The sequence below is a fragment of the Methanosarcina acetivorans C2A genome (assembly GCF_000007345.1).
Taxonomy (GTDB): Archaea; Halobacteriota; Methanosarcinia; order Methanosarcinales; family Methanosarcinaceae; genus Methanosarcina; species Methanosarcina acetivorans.
Map to the genome: position 1 here is coordinate 1,316,359 of NC_003552.1, position 24,142 is coordinate 1,340,500.

Here is a 24,142-nt window from a genome sequence, read left to right on the forward strand (position 1 = left end):
AAATGGCTTAGTGGTCTCTGGTTAATCAACTGGTATTATCCAGAGCAACCTTAATGGCATTTTCCGATCGGATTAGCCTATAATGAAGAAAAGTATGCATCCTTTAACTCAGCAATTTTGTAATGATTCTTTTCCAAGCTGGAAGTTACCATACTTTTTTTCCGAGCTTCTTAAACCTGTTATTTTTGTTCAGGTCTATGCTTCAGAATAATAAGGCACTGAAAATTTTGACTCAACGGAATCCCTGTGAAAGATATTGTATGTGCAGAAAGGAATTATTCTACCGTCCGGCGTTGCATAATGTACCCCGCATTTTTTGACCCTTTCGAGATCTATGTTGTATAAGTCCTGAAAGTGCATTGTTCCGAGAAATAAGGTGTTTCTGTGAAAACGTGATGTATTCTCCATGTCGCCTTTTTTAAGGAGGTCGAGGATCATTCTGGTGGTATTTACTGATTTCGGTCCTTTTTTTTCGTCGATGAATTTGGGTACTTGCTTGATAACCTTTGCAAGGCTTAGAACCCTGCTCACTCTTCCATTTATCTCAGGGGTTATTTCCTTCAGGAGTTCAATAAAACTCTCAACATCAAAAAAGTTTGTAATGGGGATAAAATGCCCTTCTTCATAGAAAACGTAGGTTCCGGCTCCACAGTGAGGGTGGGCTGTCAACTCAGGAATCGGGATATTTCTCATAGCTGATAGGAAACGGCTTATAGGAACCACAAAAGATACCGGGTACCAGGCATTGCAGGGAATTTCCCCGCCGGTCTGTTCTTCCACGAGTTTCATGACGTCGGGTATGGTAATCCTCTTCTTTTCTCTCTGGGATTGGTCGATTCTTCCTGTAAATGCAACTGGCTGGAAGTTAACTCCTTTTACGACGTCAAGGTTTTCGGCTGCAAAACGGATAATCCCTCCTAGCTGGGAATCGTTTACACCTTTTGCAAGGGTTGGCACAAGTACGATACTTTCAGGCCCAAAATTCCTGCAATTTTCAATGGCTTTTTTCTTTACAGGCAGAGCGTTAAAACCTACATTTTCGATATACGGCTCCGGAGTAACCCCGTCAAAGGAGAGATAAACAGTACGCAACCTGGCATCTTTTAGCCTTTTGCAATATTCAGTGCTTTTTGCAAGGCGAACTCCATTGCTTGCAATCTGAATCTGCGCAAAACCCAGTTCTTCAGCCAGTTCAATAAGTTCCGGGAGGTCATCCCTTACTGTCGGTTCCCCGCCTGTAAACTGAATGGCACTGCAGGGAGCAGGTTTTTCTTTTCTCAGTAATTCTATCATTTTTCTGATTTCTTCGAAACCTGGTTCGCATATAAACCCCTTTACTCTTGCATTTGCAAAACAGACAGGACATGCAAGGTTACATCTGTTGGTAACATCTATGTTTGCAAGCAAAGTCTCTGTTTCATGAGCAGAACAGATCCCGCAATCAAAAGGGCAGTTTAGTGAACTGGAAATCTGGAAGTTTGGGACTCCTGGCCCCGTGTATGAATATTTTTCGAATTTTCTGTAGAGTTCTGCATCTGACCAGTAGACATCTCTGAAGTTTCCATGCTCAGGACAGTCTTTTTCCATTATTACTTTTCCGTTTTCCTCAAAGATCGAAGCTGCAATTACTCTTTTGCATTCAGGGCAAACAGAGTTCGTTTGTCTCGCATTTTTCTTACCCAAACTTTTGTAAACCAAACTTTTGTAAACACCTGCTGATCCCATAATTCACAACCTCGGTTGCGTAGTCAGGTTTTGAGAGGTTTTTGTTGCAGTTTTTCCACAGCTCCCACTACCAAAGATTTTTGAGTTTGTTAGTAGAGTTCCTTCCCAGTTTGGTTATATATCGCCACATTTCCCGAATAAAATCGAAATCTTCGATTTTTTTACATAAAATCCAGTTTCCAGATTTTATCGGACAAAGTCCCCCACAATCAAAGCTCTGTCAGATAATATTTTGGATTATAATATGAAGTGTGAAGGATACGTTACAATTCTCAAATACTTCTTTAAGCTTTTTCCTCTGCCATTTCATAGAATTGTTTGTTTTTCTTTCCCCTTCGTTTTTCTTTCCCCTTCTATTAAATAAAGCTCTATTATTATTTAAATTCATTGAATTTATATTTAATAAATAATGAAAAAGGTGAGAAAACATTTTTTGGCCTTTAATTGACTTTATTAAAGAGTCTATCCCAAAACTCAAAATTTGCTTTTTTGGATCTCTTAATTTAAGTAACCAACAAAGGTTCTGATTACGAAAGCAATCTTGAATTATTCTGATAATTGAGATTAAAACTGGGTTTTGGGATGAGCTCAAAGGAAATATCTTTTATTCAGGTTATAAGACCTATAATGATTGTTTCCGACTAAAATTTCCCAATTTCTTTGTGCTATATTCCGCTGATTAAGCGCAGGATATTTGTTCATTTTTTTAGAACTGACCAGTAATTCAAGGACATAACCTGTATATGAACACCTTTTTGAAATGTTTTTTTCGGAATCTTCCTTAAATTCTTGTCATTATCCTTCCCGACTTGTTTTGTCCTGAAATAATTTCGCTTTGAAACTTTTTTCCTCTTGTCCATGTTTTCACCACCCAAACAATCTCACTCCTATTCTGAACTTTGCCTCAACTGGTAATCTATTCCAGAATGCTTCCTGTGGCGATTCTAACTGTTCAAGTTTCAAAGCTCCATGAGGCCTCTTGTTATACCACTGTACGAATTCTTCAAATGATTCAAACTCTCCTCTAAACCTTTGATATGTATCGAACCATTTCTCTATTTTTCCGTTTGTCTGAGGATGTCTTACCCTTGCAAGTATTGGTTTGATTCCAAGTTCTTCAATGCATCTTTTAAAGTCACTATCCCATGAACCATCCTTATTAATCCTGTGAGCTCCGAATTCACTTCCATGATCCATAATGAGCTCTCTTAAAGGGTATATGTCCCAGTACTCTTTAACAAGTTCATCAATCACTTTAATGGTGTTCTCCGTGTTGCAATGAACGTACTCTCCACCTGCAATTATCATTCTTGATGAATCATCAAGAATGGCACAGACTTGCAGTCCTAACAGGGGATTCTCATGCCAATCGATGTGTGCAGCAGACATGCTGTGTTCGCGTTCGTATCTACACCATTTTCTTCTCTGTTTCTTTTTTCGGTTTTCCTTGGCAAGGTCCATGCTAAGTAGATAGTTATGGATTCTGTTATGAGATATCTTACGATTATATTTGCCTTCGATGAGAATCTCAAGGTAACAGGCTCCAAACTTATAATCAGAGTAAGTTTGGTCAATCAATTCCTTATCAGAGGAGGATAAGGGGTTCTTTGGTCTTCCAAGATTAATGCCAACTTGAGGAAGCTGACCAGTTTCAACGTATTCTTTGTAGATCTGCTGAACTCGACGGGCTGAGATCCCCTGGATCTCAGCTATCGTCGAGGTAGATTCACCTTTCGATTTTTGAGCAATGATCCAACGTATCTTTTTTCCATTAAGTTTCACAAAAGATAAGGGATTACAACCGACATATTTAGCGCGAAATAATTTCGGGATAAAACATTATCCTTCCCGACTCGAAACGTTTATATATTATCCATGATATTGTGAGGGAGTGCAAGGCGCAAGGAGCGCCGGAATTTTACAGGAAAAACACGATGCGAGGGTTGCCCAGCCAGGTCAAAGGCGCTAGGTTGAGGGCCTAGTTTCGTAGGAATTCGTGGGTTCGAATCCCATCCCTCGCACCAGATTTCTTAATTGTGTCAAATTTAAATTCGGTATGTTTTCCCAGAAAAATTTTATAAAAAGTCATTGAAATCCATTCATCTACTTATTCATCTACTTAATCAAATTGCGAGGGTTGCCCAGCCAGGTCAAAGGCGCTAGGTTGAGGGCCTAGTTTCGTAGGAATTCGTGGGTTCGAATCCCATCCCTCGCATCCAATCTTTTCTTTTTGAGTAACTATTTTGTTTAATCCTTTTGTTTCCCGAGTTGCGCCACCCGAATTGCGATTCGGGAGCACGCTGCCCTTTTCGCTCGCTTAGCTCGCTCAAGAGGACTAACTTATGAATGAGAGTAGTAAATTCTGTTTAAGCAGACTAAAATTACAGATGTTTCTTCAGTATTTTCCTCTTAACTTTGGTGCCTTTTTTCAGGTAGCTTTTATCCGGTTAGCGGCTGGTCTGGATCCATTGCCGTGCAGGAAGAGATAAATGCAAGGCTTTCTCCTCCAGTCCTGGGATGGCTCTTCCAGTTTATGAGGGATCGCTGCCGTCTTCAACGGCCAATAATTCCCTTATAAGTGTTTTCCCGTTATAAATTTAAGATTCTCAGAAAAACCTCACATTCTGGCGTTTTGGTTTTCAGTTCCATGCGAACATAAGGTTTAACAGCAATATGAAATAATGAACTGTTTATGGGGGATAGAGAAAAAAATGTGGGATTTGCCGCATCTCTGAACATACTCTTCACAATTATAGAATTAATCGGAGGAATCTTAACAAATAGCCTGGCACTGCTGGCTGATGCGATGCATGATTTTGCTGACAGTTTGGCATTAATAGTTGCATGGTTTGCGGAAAAGAAAGCAAAAAAACCTGCAACGAGTAAGATGACCTTCGGGTATCGGAGGTTATCTCTTTTATCTGCAGCGTTTGCTACCATTGTACTTATAGCCGGGTCTTTGTTTATACTGTCTCAGGCAATCCCGCGCCTGCTCAATCCGGAACCCGTAAATGCCGAAGGAATGTTTTTAATTGCGATCATCGGGGTCACTATAAACGGACTGGGATATTTCAGATTGAAAAAAGGAATTAGCCAGAACGAGAAAATATTATCATGGCATCTTCTGGAAGACATTCTGGGATGGGTAGTCCTGCTCATCGGGTCGGTAATCATAGGCTTCTGGAACCAACCTATCATTGATCCCATAATGACGATAGGGTTCACTATTTTTGTATTATGGGGGGTTTTTAAAAATGCAAAGGAAACATTTAACCTTCTTCTGGAAGGGGTCCCGGAGTATATCGACATTGATGAGGTTAAGGAATCCATCTTATCGGTCGAAGGAACGAAGGCGGTTCATGATCTCCATATATGGTCTCTGGAAGGAGAAACGGATATTTTAACAGCTCACGTTGTTGTGGAAGACGAATATCTGGCAAGACCGGATAAAATGAGACAGTCTATCAAAAGCAGATTAGAGAAACATCAAATAGAACACTCAACGCTTGAACTGGAAAGCGAAGGATTTTGTTCTGGAACGGAATGTATTTTCGAATTGAAAGGATGATGTACGGAGAAAGACATAGAGGCAAATCTTTAATTTCTGAAACTAAATAACTCTATGCCATTAACCCTGTGCTATACTTTAAGCCCGTTTGAGGACCTTTTGTCTTCCTTTCCTGTAATTCTGCTTTTGAGAGTTCGACCTTCGAGAACTCAACCTTCGAGAACTCAACCTTCGAAAATTAGTCTTGTTTCAAATCCTGAAAATCATCAGGCTTTAAGAAAGGGTTTGGTTCCCTTTCTTTTTTCCGTTTATCTGTTTATTCATATCTCAATGCATCTACTGGCTTTAACTTCGAGGCCCTGTACGCAGGCACCACTCCTGAGATAATACCTATTGTGATTGCAAGGACCAGGCCTTCAACTATTAGGTGAAGACTTACTCCGCTTCCCGAAGTCATTTGCCCCATCATTGCCTGAAGCCCGGATGAAACAAAGGCTCCCAGTGTAACTCCCAGGACACCTCCAACAAAGCCTACCATTGCGGAGTTGAAAAGGAAAATCATGAGGATATCTTTGTTCTTTGCTCCAATGGCTTTCATAGTCCCTATCTCCTTTGTCTTTTCCAGGACAGAGGTAAACATGGTGTTTGCAATCCCCACAGCCCCTACAAGGAGGGAAACGGCTGCAATTGCTCCGAGGAAGAGGGTCATCGAACTCGTCATCTCGGTAACGGACTCCGCCATCGACTTTGAAGCGCTTACGGAGAAGTCCTGGTCATCTTCCTGAATAATATGCCTTGAGACCATGAGCTTGTCCTCAATATCTTCCATCAGCCCTTCTACCAGGTCTTCACTCTTGGCTTTTACCGTGATAGTATCGAAGACATCGTCTTCTGCATCGTCAATTACGTTTACTGCCGTATCTATTGGCATGTAGATGCTTCTATCTCCCCACCCCTCTTCCGTAAGGATGCCGACGACCCTCACTGATTTTCCGTTGATTGTTATTACCTGATTGACTCCAATTTCCTGGTCATAAGTATCAGTGGCAACACCGCTTCCTATGACTGCTACATATTTATCTGAGGGCTCAAGCAGCCTTCCTGATTGCGTTTCAAGCGTGGTCATATACTGCCAGACCTGGGGATCCACTCCTGTGATTGTCATAGTAGCATTTTCCCCTGCATAAACCACCGGTTCGCTGCCGGAAATCTGCCCGGCTATATATTCGATCCCGTCCAGACCTTGAAGCGCCTTGATATCATCATCGGTTAATTCGACATCAGTTGATGTGCCTCCACCCCTGGGGGGGCCTGGCATGTTTGAAGATGCTCTGGTATATCCGGGGGAAATGGTAATTATGGTCAGGTCCATTTCGTCAAGTCTGCTCTGCACCTGTTCTTCCATCGCCTCTCCCAGAGAAAGGATACCAACAACAGACCCGATCCCTATAACTATCCCGATAATGGTCAGCCAGCTCCTGAGTTTACTGTGCAGGAGCATGTTCAGGCCCATTTTCAGGTAGGTTGAATTTCTCATCTTGCATCCTTCCGTTTTCCGTGGATGTTGGTCTTTCAGTCTTTTGACGTCTCATTGACGTATTTCTGCTCTTCCGGCTTTTTGCTAGCTGCAGTTATTCGGTTGCCTTCAGGCTTTTTGTTTCCGGATTTTTTCTCTTTCCTTTCCCGGATCTTTTCTCCTATTTTCTTCCGGTACACGAATGCTCCGCCCGCAAGTATTATTACCGCGATATATGGCAGGTACGAAGTGATGCCACCGCTGTTGCCAGGTCCTCCTGTCTGTGGACCCATGGTTCCGCCGGTAATCTCGAGTTCTACTTCCTTATCGACGGTTATTCTCTCTCCTTTTGCATCCGTATATTCAATCTGGACTAACAGGGGATTGTTTTCCACGGAGGCAGCGGTTAAATTTCCTTCTTCAGTACTTGCTTTTGCAGTACCCGGTCCACCTGTACTACCTTCAGCTCCTACGGCACCCTGTGTGCTCGCAACGTCAAAGGTAGTGATTGTATAGTCTCCTTTCTCAAGATTTCCTACAATTGTTGAGGAACTCCCCGATACCTTGTAATTTTCCTGGTCCGGAACCGAGACTTTCACTGAATATGCGATGTTGTTGCCCACGTTTGCAACTGAAAGCGAAATTTCTCCTTCATCGCTTTCCGAGAACGAAACGTCAAAGTCGGTTTCACCGCCCACGAAAACTCCTGCTGTAGTATTGATGGTTTGTTCATTTGAGTCATAGTCTTCAAGGGTCAGGGTTATGTCAAGGGTGTAGAGTCCCGGATCCGCGTTTACATCTGCCATTACTGAATAAGTGATAGTTACGGATTCTCCGGCATCCAGATACTTGATATACTTGGTGTTGTCCGAATATACCGGGAGGACCACGCCGTCAGGGTCTTTCCAGGATATCACCATGTTTTTCAGAGGGGATGTTCCGGTATTCGTTACGATGAACTCAAGAGTTTCTTCTTTTGCAATGTCGATATTCGCCTTGTCTATGGTCACAATCTGAGCGTATTCTTTCCCTCTGACCTCGATAGTGACAGTTTTTGTAGTGGTGTATGTAGTTGCCGAGGATCCTGATCCGGTTTTATAGGTTGTTACAATGTCTATATCGTATGTATCGGCAGATGCGTTGGTATCTGTCATGAGTTTGAATTTGAGAACAGCTCCCTCGTCGTCGTCCTGCCGGGCATTCAGGTACGAAACCGTCTTTACAAGGGATTCTCCTGAAATTTTGCTGAAAGGATATTCCGGGTTGACGGTGACCGTAATATCTTTTGCATCCTTTGTTCCCACATTCTGCACGCTAACGGTAAGTTCAACTGGTTCTCCTGGGCGAGCAGAGTCCGGGTTCTGATTAGTAAGGCTTACCTCCAGGGATGAGGACGTTATGTCCCCTGTAGACCCTAAGGCTGTTACGGCTCCCAGGCATATGAACGCTGAAAACAACAGCAAAATTGTTAGCAAAGAAAACTTTTTCATTTTTATTCCTCAATTCATATCCGATTCGTTTATCGTACTTGGTTCTTTTTTCGTGCGTATTTCAATTTTTTCGATTTCACCGTCTCTGATGTACACAACTCTTGTTGCATATTTTACCAGGTCCAGGTCATGGGTCACAATGATAATCGTCTTGCCTTCCTTTTCATGCAATCCGTCCAGAAATTCCAGGATGTAATCTCCGGTCTTGCTGTCCAGGTTTCCCGTAGGCTCGTCTGCCAGGATTATAGGCGGGTTCACAGCCAGGGACCGGGCTATGGCAACCCTTTGCTTCTGCCCGCCAGAGAGCTGGGATGGCAGGTTTGTTTTCTTGTTTGAAAGCCCTACTATGTCAAGCAGATATTCGGCTTTTTTTCGGGCTAAATGTGCGTCTTCTTCCTGAAACTCCAGAGGCAAGAGCACGTTTTCTTCCGTACTCAATGTGGGAATCAGGTTGAAACTCTGGAAAATAAAGCCAATCATCTGTCCCCTGATGCGGGCAAGCTCGGATTCTTCGAGTTCTGAGATGTCATTTGAATCCAGGTAAACCGTGCCCTCTGAAGGTATGTCAAGACAGCCCAGCAGGTTCATAAGTGTGCTTTTTCCACTTCCGCTGGGACCCAGAATAACCAGAAATTCTCCTTCGTAGATCTCCAGATCTATTCCCTTTAAAGCTGCAAATTCAACCTCTCCCATCTGGTATATTTTCCAGACATCGGTTAGTTTGATAAGTGGTTCTCTTTCGTCACTGGTGAGCCTGCTCCTTTCAGAGCTGTGGAAAAAACCAGCGGCTGAACTTCTTTCCTGGTTTTGTAGCTCCTCCCATGAACCACTTGCCTTTGAATCGTTTTCCGATTCATCGTAGAAACTCGCGGTTTTTTCAAGTGAATCCATAATTTTTGAGGGATTAAGCTCCTTTTTGAAGGTCTCTATCATTTCAGTAAGTGTCATAAATTTCCTCTAAAAAGCTAGTTGTATCCAGGTTTAATTTTTCAGGCTGTGCTTTACCTTTTTAAGGCGGCTTAGTTTCATTTTTTTGGAGATTTGAGCTTTTCTGGTTCATAATATTCATCTTTTCAACAAACGGTTTCATGGTACGGTTTGATTATTCAGTTATGAGTTGTCAGATGTGTAACGGCTTATCTGTCACTTCCAACTCTGTGGCAACTTTTGAAGAGGTTTTATTCTTTCTGAAAATCCTGTATATCCTGATAAGCATGAACCCGGAAAGCATGAACGCCAGTAAGTCTGAAACCGGAAAGGCTGCCCAGACCCCGTTTAGAGCATAGAAACGGGGAAGAAGGACAACGGCAGGAATCAGGAAGAGAAGCTGTCGACTAACAGAAAGAATGAATGCAGGTCTGGCTTTTCCAAGTGCCTGGAACAGGATGGTTGTAACTACATTCAAACCTATCAAAGGCGTTCCCAGGAACATAATCCTTGCAGCAATTTTCCCAAGCTCCAAATATTCGGGATCTGCACTGAAAATGATGAGAAGTTTTTCTGCAAAGAGGTAAACGATAAGCAATCCAAGAAGCCCAAAGGTCGTTGCAGCTACTAAAGCCAGTTTTACGGCTTCGACTATTCTTCCATATTTCTTTGCTCCGTAGTTAAACCCGACAATCGGTTGCAGGCCAAAAGCCATACCCAGGAGGGGCAGGAAGATGAAGGAATTAATTTTCATTGTTATGCCAAAAACGGCAATTGCTACATCCCCGCCGTAATCTGCAAGCGCATTGTACACGAAAATCATCATCAAACTGCTCGCACTTTCCATCACGAAGGACCCGGTACCGATAGCTCCGATTTCCTTAATGATTTTCAGGTCCGGTTTCAAGGTTTCTGACCTGAAATGAACAGACCCCATTCCTTTAAGGTAGTATAGCAGGAGAAAGACTGAAGCTACGGCCTGGGCCAGTACGGTTGCAATTGCAGCACCCTTAACCCCCATCCCGAAACCAAACATGAAGACCGGATCAAGTAAAATGTTGAGGCCGCCTCCTATAAGCATGGCATTCATTGCAAGGCGGGCGTTTCCTTCGGACCTGACAATATTCTGAACAGCCACTCCGAATACAAAGAAAATTCCTCCCAAAATTATAATGTTAAGATAATCTCTCGCATATGGCAGGACTCCGGGAGTTGCTCCGAATACTCTTAGAATCGGTTCAAGATAGAAAAGGCAGGGGACGGCTATAAGCATACTTAAAATTAAACTCAGGGAAAAAACGTTTCCAAGAGTTCTCTCAGCTTTTTTGTTTTCCCTTGCTCCAAGGGCACGGGAGATTATGGAGGAGCCTCCTGTCCCGAGAACGATTCCAAAAGCCATTATTATCATCTGGACCGGAAAAGCTATCGAAAGCCCACCAATGGCCTGGACACTTTCCGTTCCATAAGCCACTCCTACGAAAAAGGTGTCTACAACATTGTAGATGGCCTGCACCAGCATTCCTATTACCACAGGAGTTGAGAGTTTGAACAGGAGTTTTCCTGTACTCTCTTTTCCCAGAAACTCACTTTTTTCTTCCATGTTTTTCGTCTCTGTCTTCATTCTCAGTCGCTATTTACTCCGTTCAATCCGGCTTTTCAGATGGGGGTTCAAACCCGGGTTCGAAAAATTTTAATGCAGCTTTATGGGCCAGTAGTCTGAAAATTTCTTTTTCTTCCGGTGTAAAATCCGAAAAAAGGACATCAATAAAAGAAACCAGTTTTTCAAAAATCACACCTCTCATTTCTTTCCCTTTATCTGTCAGGTAAACTTTGTAAGCCCGAAGGTCATTTTCGTCCTTTTCCCTGTACACATACCCTTCTTTTTCCAGGTTCTGGATTGCCCTTGTGCTTGTCGCTTTGCTTACTTTCAACATTCTTGCAAGGTTTTCCTGAGAGATGCCGTCTTTGTGGTATAAAACCATTAAAAAATCATATTGCCCGCTTCCAATCCTGTAAACTTCGAGTTCTTTTGCCATGTACTCTAGATGGGTCCGGTAGATGTGGACAATCGGGCCGAATATTTCTTTTGGGTCTGCCATAATTTTTCCTTTCTTCATTTATGGAACTGAAAGCTTTTTTGAAATCAAGACTATTTTTGCAATAGTTTCATGTGAAACTAATATGATGCTTAATTGTATTATGGAGTATATATTAGTTTCGTATGAAACTAATATGTGGGTGATAATCCTCAATTTTTCGTATAAAAATATGACTAAGGAGGATTATTTTGTCTAAAATAAAAAACAAGGGACTTATTACACCTACCATCGGCACAAATTTATTCTGTGAATTTTAATTTCACATGAAATTAAAATTGAGTGCCAATTTTGGTATCAGGGAGAATTTGGAGGATTTGAAGTAATGGAAAATAGTTTTCAGGGTAGAATAGAAAAGTATTTTATTCATACTGAAGAGTTCTTGTTGTAATTAACAGAAAAGTCTGATTATTTAGGGCCTTGAGGGTGTGAATATTTTAATAAAAAGAATGAATAATCATCTCTCTTTAATTTATATATGTATAATTTATTATTAATCGGATGACATTCGTTACAAGAATCAATGTAAGGCGTCTCTGAGGAAATAATAGAGGGTGGTTAAACTCTCTTGAGAGAAGATTTCCTCGCAATTGTCCCTGTGTATTCATGTTTTATGCATGTGGGAGTGGGGACAAATCTGTAAAATTATGGTAAGCTGCAAATTTAAAAGTAAATTCAGATGGGATAAGAATGGAAGATCCGGATAAGAAAGAAAAAGTAAATCCAAAATCAGGAGAGAGGAACCAGAGTTTCAGGGTTTTAAAAGTACTGGCTGTAGCCGTTGCCGTATTATTTGTTATTGTTGTTGTCATGATCTCCCCGCTCATATTGCAGAGGCTTTCCTACGGTCCTACTTTATGGCTCGCTAAATTAGACTACGAACCTGAGTATTATGTGGAAATAACACCTGAAGAACTGAAAGATTTTCCCACACTTCAGGGTTTGAATAATAAGAGTACATACGGGCACATCACCGAACTGGAAACAACTAGTGATGAAAGGGACCGGTTATCTTACCTGATATCACAAAAAGAAGCTGAACCGGTTTATCCATTTGAAATGTTGGTCCGTGCCACGGTATGGAGTACGGATGAAGTCCCGACTGATACCCCTCCTTATACGGAGATTACTGTTGAAGATCTTGAACAATTTCCCCCCATTAAAAAGACTATCAGTCAACCGTATCCATCTGTGGATAGATGGTATGGGATCTCTTCGGATGAATGGGATAGTTTTCTGAAATTCACAAATGGGTATAATGAAGAATATAGTGGTGTATTTCTCAAATTCGGGGATCAAGTCTATTACATAAGTAACACGTATGACATGAGGTCGTATCTCAAGATCGAGGGTGAATATTATGAGTTCAGTGTCGGTCTGGTGGGTTGAAGTTAATAGTGATTCTCACAGGTCCTGTTTTATTTTTTTTGGCATTCATCTCAAGTCCTGGTTAATCGGGGAATCCTCATCTTTTCACTGAACCTTAGCAGGCAATAAACGGCTTCTTCTCAAATTATACCGAAATCCTGATTCTTTTCTTCTCAACTAAGGTTTTGCCAAAATTGACAAAAAGGCTTTAAAAACTAAAAAAGGATCTTAAATGATTATTCTATCAAAAAATTACATTTAAAACCTTTAAAAAATTACCATTCAATATTATCATATGCAAGGTTTAACTGTATGAACTTAAACAATGTTATGTAAAAACTCAAATACTGTTATATATGTGTAAATTGTTAATATTTTATATGGTTGTTTCACAAAATTTCGCATGAATGGATTTCATATTTATATAAATATTGGTAATGTGTTTAAAATCTAATTACAGTTTTTTCGCCATTAAATGATTGAAAATAATTTCATTCATGGTTAATGACATTATAAGATGTTAAACTGCTTTTAAGCTGTTTAAAAACAAATTTTTTGCAAAATAAATTTTATTAGTAGATATTATTTGAAAATAAGGAACTATATGGAAAATGTCAAAACCTCAAGTCAAAAATTATTAGCTTGTATATCAGGCATGTTTGGGTGGTATAAATTGAGTTATTGCCGATATTTTATAATTCTCGCTTTACTTTTTTTTACTCTGTGTCCAGTAAGCTCGACAAGTAATAATGAAAGTTTTGTCACTTCCTCATCTGGTCTCGAGAACCCATACTCAGTATCAGGAAACGTTTTCTCCAATGTACAAAACAAAACTGTAAATGCCTCTCACACAAATGTTGTAATTCAGGGAAACGGTATGAAGGGGATTATAAAGTGTGATGACTATGGAAATTATAAGTTCGGTGATTTAGACAACTACAATGGGTTAGAGTATGGAAATTATTCTTTAATTGCTTTTAAATATATTCCTTCTGAGGGAAAATATGTTTTGTCCTGAAATAATTTCGCTTTGAAACTTTTTTCCTCTTGTCCATGTTTTCACCACCCAAACAATCTCACTCCTATTCTGAACTTTGCCTCAACTGGTAATCTATTCCAGAATGCTTCCTGTGGCGATTCTAACTGTTCAAGTTTCAAAGCTCCATGAGGCCTCTTGTTATACCACTGTACGAATTCTTCAAATGATTCAAACTCTCCTCTAAACCTTTGATATGTATCGAACCATTTCTCTATTTTTCCGTTTGTCTGAGGATGTCTTACCCTTGCAAGTATTGGTTTGATTCCAAGTTCTTCAATGCATCTTTTAAAGTCACTATCCCATGAACCATCCTTATTAATCCTGTGAGCTCCGAATTCACTTCCATGATCCATAATGAGCTCTCTTAAAGGGTATATGTCCCAGTACTCTTTAACAAGTTCATCAATCACTTTAATGGTGTTCTCCGTGTTGCAATGAACGTACTCTCCACCTGCAATTATCATTCTTGATGAATCATCAAGAATGGCACAGACTTGCAGTCCTAACAGGGGATTCTCATGCCAATCGATGTGTGCAGCAGACATGCTGTGTTCGCGTTCGTATCTACACCATTTTCTTCTCTGTTTCTTTTTTCGGTTTTCCTTGGCAAGGTCCATGCTAAGTAGATAGTTATGGATTCTGTTATGAGATATCTTACGATTATATTTGCCTTCGATGAGAATCTCAAGGTAACAGGCTCCAAACTTATAATCAGAGTAAGTTTGGTCAATCAATTCCTTATCAGAGGAGGATAAGGGGTTCTTTGGTCTTCCAAGATTAATGCCAACTTGAGGAAGCTGACCAGTTTCAACGTATTCTTTGTAGATCTGCTGAACTCGACGGGCTGAGATCCCCTGGATCTCAGCTATCGTCGAGGTAGATTCACCCTTCGATTTTTGAGCAATGATCCAACGTATCTTTTTTCCATTAAGTTTCACAAAAGATAAGGGATTACAACCGACATATTTAGCGCGAAATAATTTCGGGATAAAACATTCTGAGGGAAAATACTTATTTGGGACAACAAATGTGTCTCTTAAAAATTATGAGGATGTATCTGGGGTTAAAATCATACTTGCTTGGGCAAGTGAGGATGAAGAAAAGACAATTGAAAATTTCTATCCCTTGCTTAAATATACTATATCAGGGAGCATTGTTTCCGAGATAGAAGATGGAAGTATAAATACTTCATACACAAACATCGGAATCCAGGGAAACGGCATGACTGGGCTTGGAAAAAGTGATGAGTACGGAAATTATAAGTTCGGTAACCTCAGTATTGATTATTGGTTAGAGTATGGTAATTATTCTTTAATTGCTTTTAAATATATTCCTTCTGAGGGAAAATACCTATTTGGGACAACAAATGTGTCTCTTAATAATTATGAGGATGTATCTGAGGTTAAAATCATACTTGATTGGGCAAGTGAAGATGAAGAAAAAGCAATTGAAAATTTCTATCCCTTGCTTAAATATATTATATCAGGAAACGTTTTTTCCGATGTACAAGACAAAACCGTAAACGCCTCTGACACAAACGTTGTAATCCAGGGAAACGGCATGACTGGGCTTGGAAAAAGTGACGAGTACGGGAATTATAAGTTCGGTAACCTCAGTATTGATTATTGGTTAGAGTATGGAAATTATTCTTTAATTGCTTTTAAATATATTCCTTCTGAGGGAAGATACTTATTTGGAACAACAAATGTGTCTCTTAAAAATTATGAGGAAGTATCTGGGGTTAAAATCATACTTGATTGGGCAAGTGAGGATGAAGAAAAGACGATTGAAAATTTCTATCCCTTGCTTAAATATACTATATCAGGGAGCATTGTTTCCGAGATAGAAGATGGAAGTATAAATACTTCATACACAAACATCGGAATCCAGGGAAACGGCATGACTGGGCTTGGAAAAAGTGATGAGTACGGAAATTATAAGTTCGGTAACCTCAGTATTGATTATTGGTTAGAGTATGGAAATTATTCTTTAATTGCTTTTAAATATATTCCTTCTGAGGGAAAATACCTATTTGGGACAACAAATGTGTCTCTTAATAATTATGAGGATGTATCTGAGGTTAAAATCATACTTGATTGGGCAAGTGAAGATGAAGAAAAAGCAATTGAAAATTTCTATCCCTTGCTTAAATATATTATATCAGGAAACGTTTTTTCCGATGTACAAGACAAAACCGTAAACGCCTCTGACACAAACGTTGTAATCCAGGGAAACGGCATGACTGGGCTTGGAAAAAGTGACGAGTACGGGAATTATAAGTTCGGTAACCTCAGTATTGATTATTGGTTAGAGTATGGAAATTATTCTTTAATTGCTTTTAAATATATTCCTCCTGAGGGAAGATACTTATTTGGAACAACAAATACATCTCTTGGGGATATTGAAACCGTTTCTGATGTTAATATTATATTAGACTGGGCAAATGAAGCTGAAGAAAAGATAATTGAAAGCTTCTTTCCCCTGTTTAAATATTCTTTTTCAGGAAGCGTTTTTTCTAATATTCAAAATGAAAACATAAATGTCTCTAACACACACGTTGTAATCCAAGGAAACGGTATTACGGGGATTAGAAAGTGTGATGATTATGGAAATTACAAATCCGGTGATTTAGGCAGCGACAGTTGGTTAGAATATGGAAAAAACTATTCTGTAACTGCCTTTAAATACATTCCTTCTCAGGGAAAGTATTTGTTTGGAACAACAATTGTGTCTCTTAAAAATTGTGAGGAAGTATCTGACGTTAATGTCGAACTGGATTGGGCAAGCGGAGATGAAGAAAAGGCAATTGAAAATTTCTATCCCTTGCTTAGGTATACTATATCAGGAAGCGTTCTCGACAGCAGTGACAATAGTAGTAGCGACAACAGTAATAGTGACAATAGTAGCGGTGAAGGCAGTAGTAGTGACGGCAGTAGCAGTGGCAGCAGCCACAGCAGCAGTGGTGGTGGGGGTTCCCCTGAACCTGCAAGAAATGTTGAAGTGAGGGAACTTTCACAGGCTTTTATTACAAACGGACAACCTGTAAGGTTTGATCTCACAAGGAATGCTACTTCTGTGGTATATGTGAGCTTTGATGCAAAAAAGACTGCAGGAAAAACCACAACCGTTGTTGAGATGCTGAAAAATAAATCTACGCTTACTCCCGATGCACTCACCGGTGAAGTCTACAATTATCTCAATATCTGGGTTGGCAACGGCGGATATGCAACTGAAATGAACATTGAAAACGCGACTGTATGCTTCAAAGTTGAAAAATCCTGGATACAGGATAAAGGGATTGACCAGTCTTCAATCATCCTGAACAGGTACAGCGACAAGAAATGGAACGAGCTTCCAACCACCCTTCTCGGGAAGGATGACAAATATATGTATTTCACAGCTAAAACCCCTGAATTCTCTCCCTTTGCAATAGCGGGCAAAACAATAGTAGATGAAACAGGGAATGTAATAGCGACTACATCTAAAACACAGGAAAATAAGCAAAACAATACAACATTAGAAATCGAACAGACTTCTGAGCAGAGGGAAAGAAGTACGCCTGGGTTTGAAATGATTTACTGTGTTATCTGGTTGCTTGGATTGTTCCTGTATAGAAGAAGATAATTAAGTTAGATGGTGGGATAGTTTACTCTACTATCTAATTATTTGATCCTTTGCCAATTTCTCTATTAATGCTTTAAAATTTAATTAAAAGCATAATAGAGAAATTGCAAAGACATAGATATGGAAAATATGTGGAATGGCATCTTATATGCCATCCGGACCGACTCACGATTTTTTCCACCACAGCCATCCAGTGTGTGATTTCTCCTTCATCCTGAGATTTCCGTTCTCGCAGGAAAAGGTCTCGGATATGTATTTCTTTAGTATCGCCTCGTGTTCGGTGGTGGTCGCGTTGACGATTCGTTTGTAGTGATTAACTGCTTCTTCCATTCTAGGATAGACCAGTTCCCAGTAATCAGGGTATACGGTGACGTTCGGGTATATTCTCATATCGTACAGCACTTTGTATATGCAGTCGATCTGCGGGTGAATGTTATATGAGGTGCCGTGGATCCTTTTCCATGCTTCAGCATACGTTTTTTCCCAGGACGGCATTCCCGCAAACCAGTTCAGATAGACGTATTTCGAGGAAACATTGTTCATTTTAATCACTGCCTCTTTTATATCCGGCATTGACAGGGAAAACGAGGCAACGACCACATCATATGGGGCATCCAGGTCTTTGAGGTCGATGTCTTCCCATTTTTTCTGGATCCAGGATACGTTATTCAGCTCCTTTGCTTTGATATTCTCTTTCAGGCAGTATAGCATACCATCAGAGGGCTCGACTGCAGTGACGTGCTTAACCATGTCAGCGAGCGGTATGGTCAGGGTACCGGGACCTGCCCCGATATCCAGGACTTTCGAATCTGGTGTGAAATCGATTCTCTTGATTATGTTTCTGGAAAAATTCCAGTTGTCCATCTTGATCTGTGTGTCATACTTAATCGCCTCCTCAATTGTCCAGAACCTGCCGGTTTCGAAGTTCGTCTTCTTACTCTCGGCCATCATCGTTTTCCAGATCTCTCCATAGTCGATTACATTGTTCATCATTGGAATCCTCCTTAAAAATCCACCTCAAAAGTTCTCCTCTTCCATCCATTCGAGCCATTGTGCTGATCTGAGACCTCTGGCAGTTTCGTCATCGACATTATAGACCTGCTTGTAGAAGTCCAGTACCCATTCGTGGACCGTGATATCCTGGAACTTATCCGGGTAAGCTGCTTTCGCCGTTATCATCAGGTCGATAGGGTATTCCAGACGCCGGGCGCAGTTTGAGGGCGTCCACGGCATCGAATAGACTCTCTTATTTTTTATCGCACTCAACTCATTCAGGTTCTGGTAATACGGCGCTTCATAAAGTTCCCGGGCAGGATGGTATCCCCACGATGTAGCCAGCAATATAACATCAGGATCCAGGGCTAGAACCTGCTCGGTGTTCAGTATCTTTGCGGTACCGGTATCCCGATAGGCATTCTTCGCATGTACAATGCCCTCGATGGTGTACGACTCAGGTGTATCGATGCCCCAGGAGTGACCTGCACCCCCGGCTTTTCTGGCATTGGGCGAAAGGCCGAAGTACAACACCGTAGGTTTGTTTGACTCAGGTATATCCTTGGTTTTGTTCGATATCATTTTCTCCGTGTTTTGAATGTAATCGGCCAACTCAAGAGCATCTTTCTCTTTACCGAAAATTTGTCCGATAATTTTTATCTCGTCTCTCATAGTAGAGAGGTCTGAGTTCGAGTAATATGTAGGGGAATACAGGACTATCACAGGGATTCCAAGCGATTCCATCGTGTCGATCGTCTTATTCATCGTATCACGGTTGTCCCAACCGACCGAACAATCCCCTACCCTAAGAATAATGATGTCAGGGTTTGAACTCGCAAGCGCTTCGTAGCTGATAACGTTGTACTGCTGGGGTGTCAACCTGACCGTATCACTTAATGAAGGGTCCAAGTAAAGCATCGTGTTTTTGCCGTTTTCATACGTGAAATTTTCTCCCTTGGCACTCGGGAATACATAAGTATAGTCATTGGTGATTGTAGTACCAACAGCCACGATAGTATCCTGGACACCCAGGCTGATCATCACACATTCGACGAAACCGTCACTGATTACAGCGGCCCTTGTAATGTTTTTCGGCACTTTTACCTGGACGTCCCTCATATCCGTGATAGTATTAGATTCATCATTTGTCGATGGAGCTGCTACTGGCAAAGTGGTTTTTTCTGATATACATCCGGCAAACGGCAGGCTAATGAGTAAAATTAGAAACATATAAACTATCATTTTAGTCATAAAAAATCTCAACCTCAATTGCTTACTAGTTAATCGTTAATTGTAACTTTTTGTATTAGGTTAAGATACAAAAATGTCTGAAAGTACACGATCTTTATGTAAAATATTTAACATTCAAGTACGGAAAATCACCATGTGTGCATCCGAAGTTGTGCATGAAAATCGTTAATTAATGATAAATGATTTGTAGCACGTTAATCCATCTTATCCTTAATAAAATTGACTATTTTATTAGATATGTGTTATTGTATGTTATAAAGTTACTAAGTTTTATCATATTGATCTGTTTCAGCTCATGTGTTTATATTTTGTTAAATGCCAGCACTGTGGCCAAAATAAAGAGCATGATCCCTGTTGCGGTGTTTAGAGAGGTCCGGTATCGTGTCCTGATCGTATCCAACCGGCGGGCGGAAAGCCCTGTGGCAAGCAACATCCCTAACCCCAGTACAGGTAACACAACACCGGCATCATAGGCCAGCAGGTAATATAATCCTTGAAATGAGTTGTTCTGGGCGGCCATCATGCCGAGTATCGCGAGATACAGCCCGCCTGCACAGGGCATTTTAATCAAGCCAAATCCAAGCCCCATGGCAAAGCTGAAGCCAGTCGTGTGTATTCGGCTATATGGCCTGAGCAGTAAAACAAGTCTTTTGAACCCCGCATCCGAGAAGCTGCGTTCATGAAGGGGTGGCGTCCTGATTATCATGGTGGAGCCGATAATGAGCATAGAAGTAACGATCGCATATCTGACTATGCTATACAGGGAGGGTATGGTTACACTGAACATGTAAAAACAGATTCCTATAAGTGAATACATGAAGAGTAGCCCTGCCGAAAATGCCATTACATTAATCAGCAACAAGTATCGCCTTCCACCGGAGGCTGCCAGTGTGGCCATATATGCCATGACTGCGAGGATACATGGGGAAAACGCAGCTATGATGCCAGATGCAAATGCGATGGGAACTGACAGCGCCGGTATCGTCCTGATAGGCACATAACTGTCTGTAACAACGTGACTGCCGCAGTTATCTTCATAATATACGATCGAGGGGAATACATAAGATGTGTTGCCGCCATAAAGTACATATGTGATCTTTTCCTCGGCACCAGGCTGTAATTGACCGTTCCAGAAAAATTTTCCTGAAGTTAAGCGAGAGCCTTCTGTCAGCCCTCCAGAGAGACTGGCGTTGATTGTTGTGTTACTTTGATTGGATATATATACTGTCACTGCGACTTCGCTGTCGTTATTACTCCTTTTTACCGCAGTCGTATGTACGATCACTGGAGAATCATACCCATAAGAAGATACGATTGTATCTTTAATACTCCTTAGAACCGTATCGTACTCCCCTTCCAGATTTGCAGGCCCAATGATGGTATGGTTATCGATGATCAGATCCGGTATATCGATTAGACGATACCGGTCGATATATGATGCGCCTTCTCGTGAATTGACCCTGATTTCCCGGTAATTGACAGGCAAACCTTCATCGCAGGCTTCTTCAATGGCCTGCCTGATTAAAGGTGTCGTTTCAGTACATCGATTGCAACTTTCATCATAGAGATACAAGACAGTTATTTGCTTTGTATCATCGGCATAAGCGACAGATGGCAGAACACATAGAAGTAAAAATATGATTATTATCGCTATGCATGACTCACATATTGCTTCAATCCTTTGATTTTCGAGAAGTAGATTGTAGCGATGGCTTGCCATTTTAACCCTTTATATTAAATTTACCTTTTACACATCTGTGTATCATACGTTATTTTTTAACAATAATTGCTACATTTTCAAATAGTCATATTTACAAACACTAATTCGATAATATTATGTAGTAAAATGTAATACAAAGATATTAATTATTGCTACAGGTATTTTGTATGAATGATAAGTTTAACAATAGTGATAGAATCAGAATCGGCAAGTCTTCGGGTTATTTTAAAAAAGACTTCGTGTTATGTGTACTTGTAATACTCCTTATTGTTTCTGTAGAGGGATGCACGGGGCAGACAGATCCAGGTACGACAACATCCACAGACTCAGCGATAGTAGCCTCTCTTGATGAGCAATACCAATATATCACTGATATGCGTGGCGTGCAGGTGAAAGTGCCTAAGGAGATCAAGCGTGTAGCTACCATCGATGACGGCTTTGTCGAAGGCGTCCTGACGAATCTTAGTGAGGTTGACAAAGTAGTTTCCATAGGCTCGGCCGGGCTTAGTTCTAGATCCTTTTATCAGTCAAATATTACTCTGAACTCCGGCACAAACTACACTTTTAGCGGCGGATCAAATACAATGTGTATCGTTAATCCGTGGATAGCTAATGTGTCCTGTACGGAGTCTTCGTCAGGTATGACCATTATTAATTACGAAAAACTTGCCAGTGCGAATCCTGATGTACTTATTATACGGATCGGTGACTGCGAGATGAGTGCCACCAATCTCGAAGACAATGATAAAAAGATCTCGATGATCGAGTCGCTGGGCATACCTGTAATTGTGCTTTATTCGCCGAATACTTACCAGAATTCCGATCTGAATACCATGCGTGACGAGATGCGTATAATCGGACAGTTGTTCTATAAGGAGCAGGAGGCGATGGCCCTGGCAGACTATCTGAGTGATACGGAAAAAATGATCCGGGACAGGACGCAGGATATCCCTGATGAGGAAAAGATCACCGCATTGTATCTTGGGCTCTCTTCAAAGGCCAGAAAAAGTGGTGGTGCCGGGTATGTAAGTGGCATTGACACTCCGGAATCGTATATTCTCGAGACTGTTGCCAATGGCAAGAATGCTTACAGGGATACAGGCTCGGGTAAGCTGCTCAATGCCGAACAGGTGCTGGCATTAAACCCTGATGTGATTTTTTTACCCACGTATTCCGGGTATCATCCGCCTATCGAACTTCAAGATGCGATATATTACCAAAACTTGCAGGAACTTCAGGCTGTGAAAGACAAGCGTATCTATTCCATGCCTTACACCCCGAGAAACTGTGACCGTCGTGTCGAGTATCCGCTTGACCTCATGATTGTCGCGAAGGGCTGCTATCCTGATCGGTTCCAGGATATCAAGGTCCATGAGTTTGCATTGAAACTGTATCAGGACGTGTACGGAGTGGACCGTACAACAGCAGAGAAAATCAGGTCTGCTCAATACCTTGACTGGACTGTGGAGTACGATTTCTAAAAACGCTGTGAGACCAATGATGAAAGAGTATGGGAACAAAACTTGGTCGGATTTGTGTATTCTGATTTATTAAGCACGTTGTAATCCTTTATCGTCATAATGTTGCTTGCTCCTCTTGCAGACTATACCGGGCCGGCCGGTAATTCAGATGCTGGTGTCAAGTCGACGCCTGCATGGGCCGGGCTCGGATTAGGATGGATGCAGTATTCAAGGACATATGTGGCTTATTAAGGGCATATGTGGCTTGCAGGTGAAAGCGACTAAGGATACAAACGTGTCTTTGCTCAAACCAGTGGCTGAACTGACGGTGGACCTGATTTCTAGGTGTTTGTCATGGAAGAAATATCGACTGATGTGAAAAAATCGACTCGAACTGCCCTTGATTTTTTTGAGGCGAGGAAGCTGTCTATAATGCTCTTTCTCGCTGTCGTTGTGGTGGCAGGCGGCATGGTCACTATCTGTTTAGGGACTTATAAAATTTCTATGCCGGAAGTATACACCATCATTGCCACTCACTTGTTTTCACCGGATAACGTAGATTCCCTGAATAAGTTGAGAAACACTATCGTCTGGAACATCCGTTTCCCGAGGGTCATCACGGCCATAACCGTAGGTATCGGCCTTTCTGTGGCCGGGGCGATTTATCAGGGATGTTTCCGCAATCCTCTTGTGGAGCCATACATCCTTGGAGTATCTTCGGGTGCGGCATTCGGCGCAGCGCTGGGTATTGTCTATCCTCATATCTTTATATCTATACAGGTAAGTGCTTTCGTGTTTGCCTCGCTCTCTGTATTCCTGGCGTATACGCTGGCAAGGAACAGAGGACAAACTCCCGTAGTCACGCTGGTGCTTGCCGGCATCATTATTGGCTCGATATTTGGAGCTTGCGTTTCCATCATGAAATACATCTCCGATGATACACAACTGAGAGAGATCGTCTTCTGGATGATGGGAGGCTTTTACTATACCACGTGGAATGATGTATATCTGACTGTGCCTGTCGTGTTAATATCTGTAGCTATCATGTGGTTCTTCGGATGGAAGCTAAATGTCCTTTCCATGGGTGATGAAGAAGCTCGGGCGCTGGGCGTGAATCCGGAAATTTTCAAGTTTATTTTTATTGTCCTGGCCACGCTTGTGACTGCCGTCTGTGTATCTTCGGTGGGAATTATTGCGTGGGTCGGCCTGATGATGCCCCATGCTGCCCGCCTTATCCAGGGGCCGGATAACCGGTTTGTCATTCCTACAGCAGCACTGATGGGCGGTGTTTACATTATCTTTTGCGATACGATCGCACGCACGCTGACATCGGCGGAAATCCCAATCGGAATCATCACTTCCATCGTAGGTGCTCCATACCTCATATATCTGCTGCGTAGCAAAGAAAAGGAGATCTTCGGGTGA

The 24,142-nt window shown here is 41.4% G+C and carries 18 protein-coding genes and 2 tRNA genes; 8 read left to right on the forward strand and 12 right to left on the reverse strand.

Translation table 11 applies throughout. The features are described 5' to 3' along the window. Window positions 1-195: 195 nt before the first annotated feature. The 3 genes from tes to MA_RS05810 all read right to left on the reverse strand — a co-directional run bounded on the left by tes (window position 196) and on the right by MA_RS05810 (window position 3,507). Window positions 196-1,725, reverse strand: a complete 1,530-nt coding sequence (gene tes / locus MA_RS05800) for a tetraether lipid synthase Tes (RefSeq protein WP_011021139.1) — start codon at window positions 1,723-1,725, stop codon at window positions 196-198. Between the two features lie 698 nt (window positions 1,726-2,423). Beyond that, entirely contained in the window at window positions 2,424-2,600 is a 177-nt protein-coding gene (locus tag MA_RS26585; RefSeq protein ID WP_157860107.1) for a hypothetical protein, read from the reverse strand. Then, window positions 2,590-3,507, reverse strand: coding sequence for an IS481-like element ISMac4 family transposase (locus MA_RS05810; protein WP_011021141.1), 918 nt, complete (start codon window positions 3,505-3,507; stop codon window positions 2,590-2,592). The genes MA_RS26585 and MA_RS05810 overlap by 11 nt, the downstream gene beginning before the upstream one ends. Window positions 3,508-3,661: 154 nt before the next feature. On the opposite strand from MA_RS05810, the gene MA_RS05815 reads away from it, so the two are divergent. The 3 genes from MA_RS05815 (at window position 3,662) to MA_RS05825 (ending at window position 5,293) form a co-directional block, all read left to right on the forward strand. Beyond that, window positions 3,662-3,749 (forward strand) — tRNA-Leu (locus MA_RS05815). A gap of 106 nt (window positions 3,750-3,855) precedes the next feature. After that, a tRNA-Leu gene (locus tag MA_RS05820) sits at window positions 3,856-3,940 on the forward strand. Window positions 3,941-4,417: 477 nt separating this feature from the next. Then, the gene (locus tag MA_RS05825) at window positions 4,418-5,293 is read left to right on the forward strand and encodes a cation diffusion facilitator family transporter (protein WP_011021142.1); all 876 of its coding nucleotides are present in this window, start codon (window positions 4,418-4,420) and stop codon (window positions 5,291-5,293) included. Between the two features lie 256 nt (window positions 5,294-5,549). Here the strand turns inward: MA_RS05825 and MA_RS05830 are convergent, their stop codons facing one another. The 5 genes from MA_RS05830 to MA_RS05850 form a co-directional block, all read right to left on the reverse strand. Next, a complete protein-coding gene (locus tag MA_RS05830; RefSeq protein WP_011021143.1) occupies window positions 5,550-6,770 on the reverse strand; it encodes an ABC transporter permease in 1,221 nt (406 codons plus the stop codon). 35 nt (window positions 6,771-6,805) lie between these two features. Further along, window positions 6,806-8,239 carry a COG1361 S-layer family protein gene (locus tag MA_RS05835; RefSeq protein WP_011021144.1) on the reverse strand — a complete coding sequence of 478 codons (1,434 nt, stop codon included), beginning with the start codon at window positions 8,237-8,239 and terminating at the stop codon, window positions 6,806-6,808. A 9-nt stretch (window positions 8,240-8,248) separates the two neighbouring features. Beyond that, window positions 8,249-9,187, reverse strand: a complete 939-nt coding sequence (locus MA_RS05840; RefSeq protein WP_011021145.1) for an ABC transporter ATP-binding protein — start codon at window positions 9,185-9,187, stop codon at window positions 8,249-8,251. 172 nt (window positions 9,188-9,359) lie between these two features. Beyond that, window positions 9,360-10,787: an MATE family efflux transporter gene (locus MA_RS05845; RefSeq protein ID WP_011021146.1), complete on the reverse strand. Its 1,428-nt coding sequence runs from the start codon at window positions 10,785-10,787 to the stop codon at window positions 9,360-9,362. 22 nt (window positions 10,788-10,809) lie between these two features. After that, window positions 10,810-11,265, reverse strand: a complete 456-nt coding sequence (locus MA_RS05850) for a MarR family winged helix-turn-helix transcriptional regulator (RefSeq protein ID WP_048065043.1) — start codon at window positions 11,263-11,265, stop codon at window positions 10,810-10,812. 687 nt (window positions 11,266-11,952) lie between these two features. Here MA_RS05850 and MA_RS05855 point away from each other — a divergent pair. Together MA_RS05855 and MA_RS26590 are read left to right on the forward strand one after the other, a co-directional pair. After that, entirely contained in the window at window positions 11,953-12,651 is a 699-nt protein-coding gene (locus tag MA_RS05855) for a hypothetical protein (protein WP_011021148.1), read from the forward strand. Between the two features lie 583 nt (window positions 12,652-13,234). Beyond that, entirely contained in the window at window positions 13,235-13,648 is a 414-nt protein-coding gene (locus MA_RS26590; RefSeq protein WP_157860108.1) for a hypothetical protein, read from the forward strand. Window positions 13,649-13,689: 41 nt separating this feature from the next. Here MA_RS26590 and MA_RS05860 read toward each other — a convergent pair whose 3' ends face one another. Further along, window positions 13,690-14,607, reverse strand: coding sequence for an IS481-like element ISMac4 family transposase (locus MA_RS05860; RefSeq protein WP_011021141.1), 918 nt, complete (start codon window positions 14,605-14,607; stop codon window positions 13,690-13,692). 91 nt (window positions 14,608-14,698) lie between these two features. Here MA_RS05860 and MA_RS24400 point away from each other — a divergent pair, with 91 nt between their 5' ends. Then, window positions 14,699-17,293, forward strand: coding sequence for a PGF-pre-PGF domain-containing protein (locus MA_RS24400; protein WP_052279117.1), 2,595 nt, complete (start codon window positions 14,699-14,701; stop codon window positions 17,291-17,293). A gap of 165 nt (window positions 17,294-17,458) precedes the next feature. Here MA_RS24400 and MA_RS05870 read toward each other — a convergent pair whose 3' ends face one another. The 3 genes from MA_RS05870 to MA_RS05880 form a co-directional block, all read right to left on the reverse strand. Continuing rightward, the gene (locus MA_RS05870) at window positions 17,459-18,286 is read right to left on the reverse strand and encodes a class I SAM-dependent methyltransferase (protein WP_011021151.1); all 828 of its coding nucleotides are present in this window, start codon (window positions 18,284-18,286) and stop codon (window positions 17,459-17,461) included. Window positions 18,287-18,310: 24 nt separating this feature from the next. After that, complete coding sequence (locus MA_RS05875) at window positions 18,311-19,537, reverse strand: iron ABC transporter substrate-binding protein (protein ID WP_052279118.1); 1,227 nt, start codon at window positions 19,535-19,537, stop codon at window positions 18,311-18,313. A gap of 301 nt (window positions 19,538-19,838) precedes the next feature. Beyond that, window positions 19,839-21,257 carry a cytochrome c biogenesis CcdA family protein gene (locus tag MA_RS05880; RefSeq protein WP_011021153.1) on the reverse strand — a complete coding sequence of 473 codons (1,419 nt, stop codon included), beginning with the start codon at window positions 21,255-21,257 and terminating at the stop codon, window positions 19,839-19,841. 167 nt (window positions 21,258-21,424) lie between these two features. Here MA_RS05880 and MA_RS05885 point away from each other — a divergent pair, with 167 nt between their 5' ends. Further along, the gene (locus MA_RS05885) at window positions 21,425-22,738 is read left to right on the forward strand and encodes an iron ABC transporter substrate-binding protein (protein WP_083755879.1); all 1,314 of its coding nucleotides are present in this window, start codon (window positions 21,425-21,427) and stop codon (window positions 22,736-22,738) included. 333 nt (window positions 22,739-23,071) lie between these two features. Further along, the gene (locus MA_RS05890; RefSeq protein ID WP_048065044.1) at window positions 23,072-24,142 is read left to right on the forward strand and encodes a FecCD family ABC transporter permease; all 1,071 of its coding nucleotides are present in this window, start codon (window positions 23,072-23,074) and stop codon (window positions 24,140-24,142) included.

Coding starts and splice junctions, on each gene's coding strand:
- tes (WP_011021139.1), bottom strand. CDS start 1,725: ATGGGATCAGCAGGTGTTTACAAAAGTTTGGTTTACAAAAGTTTGGGT.
- MA_RS05825 (WP_011021142.1), top strand. CDS start 4,418: ATGGGGGATAGAGAAAAAAATGTGGGATTTGCCGCATCTCTGAACATA.
- MA_RS05830 (WP_011021143.1), bottom strand. CDS start 6,770: ATGAGAAATTCAACCTACCTGAAAATGGGCCTGAACATGCTCCTGCAC.
- MA_RS05835 (WP_011021144.1), bottom strand. CDS start 8,239: ATGAAAAAGTTTTCTTTGCTAACAATTTTGCTGTTGTTTTCAGCGTTC.
- MA_RS05840 (WP_011021145.1), bottom strand. CDS start 9,187: ATGACACTTACTGAAATGATAGAGACCTTCAAAAAGGAGCTTAATCCC.
- MA_RS05845 (WP_011021146.1), bottom strand. CDS start 10,787: ATGAAGACAGAGACGAAAAACATGGAAGAAAAAAGTGAGTTTCTGGGA.
- MA_RS05850 (WP_048065043.1), bottom strand. CDS start 11,265: ATGGCAGACCCAAAAGAAATATTCGGCCCGATTGTCCACATCTACCGG.
- MA_RS05855 (WP_011021148.1), top strand. CDS start 11,953: ATGGAAGATCCGGATAAGAAAGAAAAAGTAAATCCAAAATCAGGAGAG.
- MA_RS26590 (WP_157860108.1), top strand. CDS start 13,235: ATGGAAAATGTCAAAACCTCAAGTCAAAAATTATTAGCTTGTATATCA.
- MA_RS05870 (WP_011021151.1), bottom strand. CDS start 18,286: ATGATGAACAATGTAATCGACTATGGAGAGATCTGGAAAACGATGATG.
- MA_RS05875 (WP_052279118.1), bottom strand. CDS start 19,537: ATGACTAAAATGATAGTTTATATGTTTCTAATTTTACTCATTAGCCTG.
- MA_RS05880 (WP_011021153.1), bottom strand. CDS start 21,257: ATGGCAAGCCATCGCTACAATCTACTTCTCGAAAATCAAAGGATTGAA.
- MA_RS05885 (WP_083755879.1), top strand. CDS start 21,425: ATGAATGATAAGTTTAACAATAGTGATAGAATCAGAATCGGCAAGTCT.
- MA_RS05890 (WP_048065044.1), top strand. CDS start 23,072: ATGGAAGAAATATCGACTGATGTGAAAAAATCGACTCGAACTGCCCTT.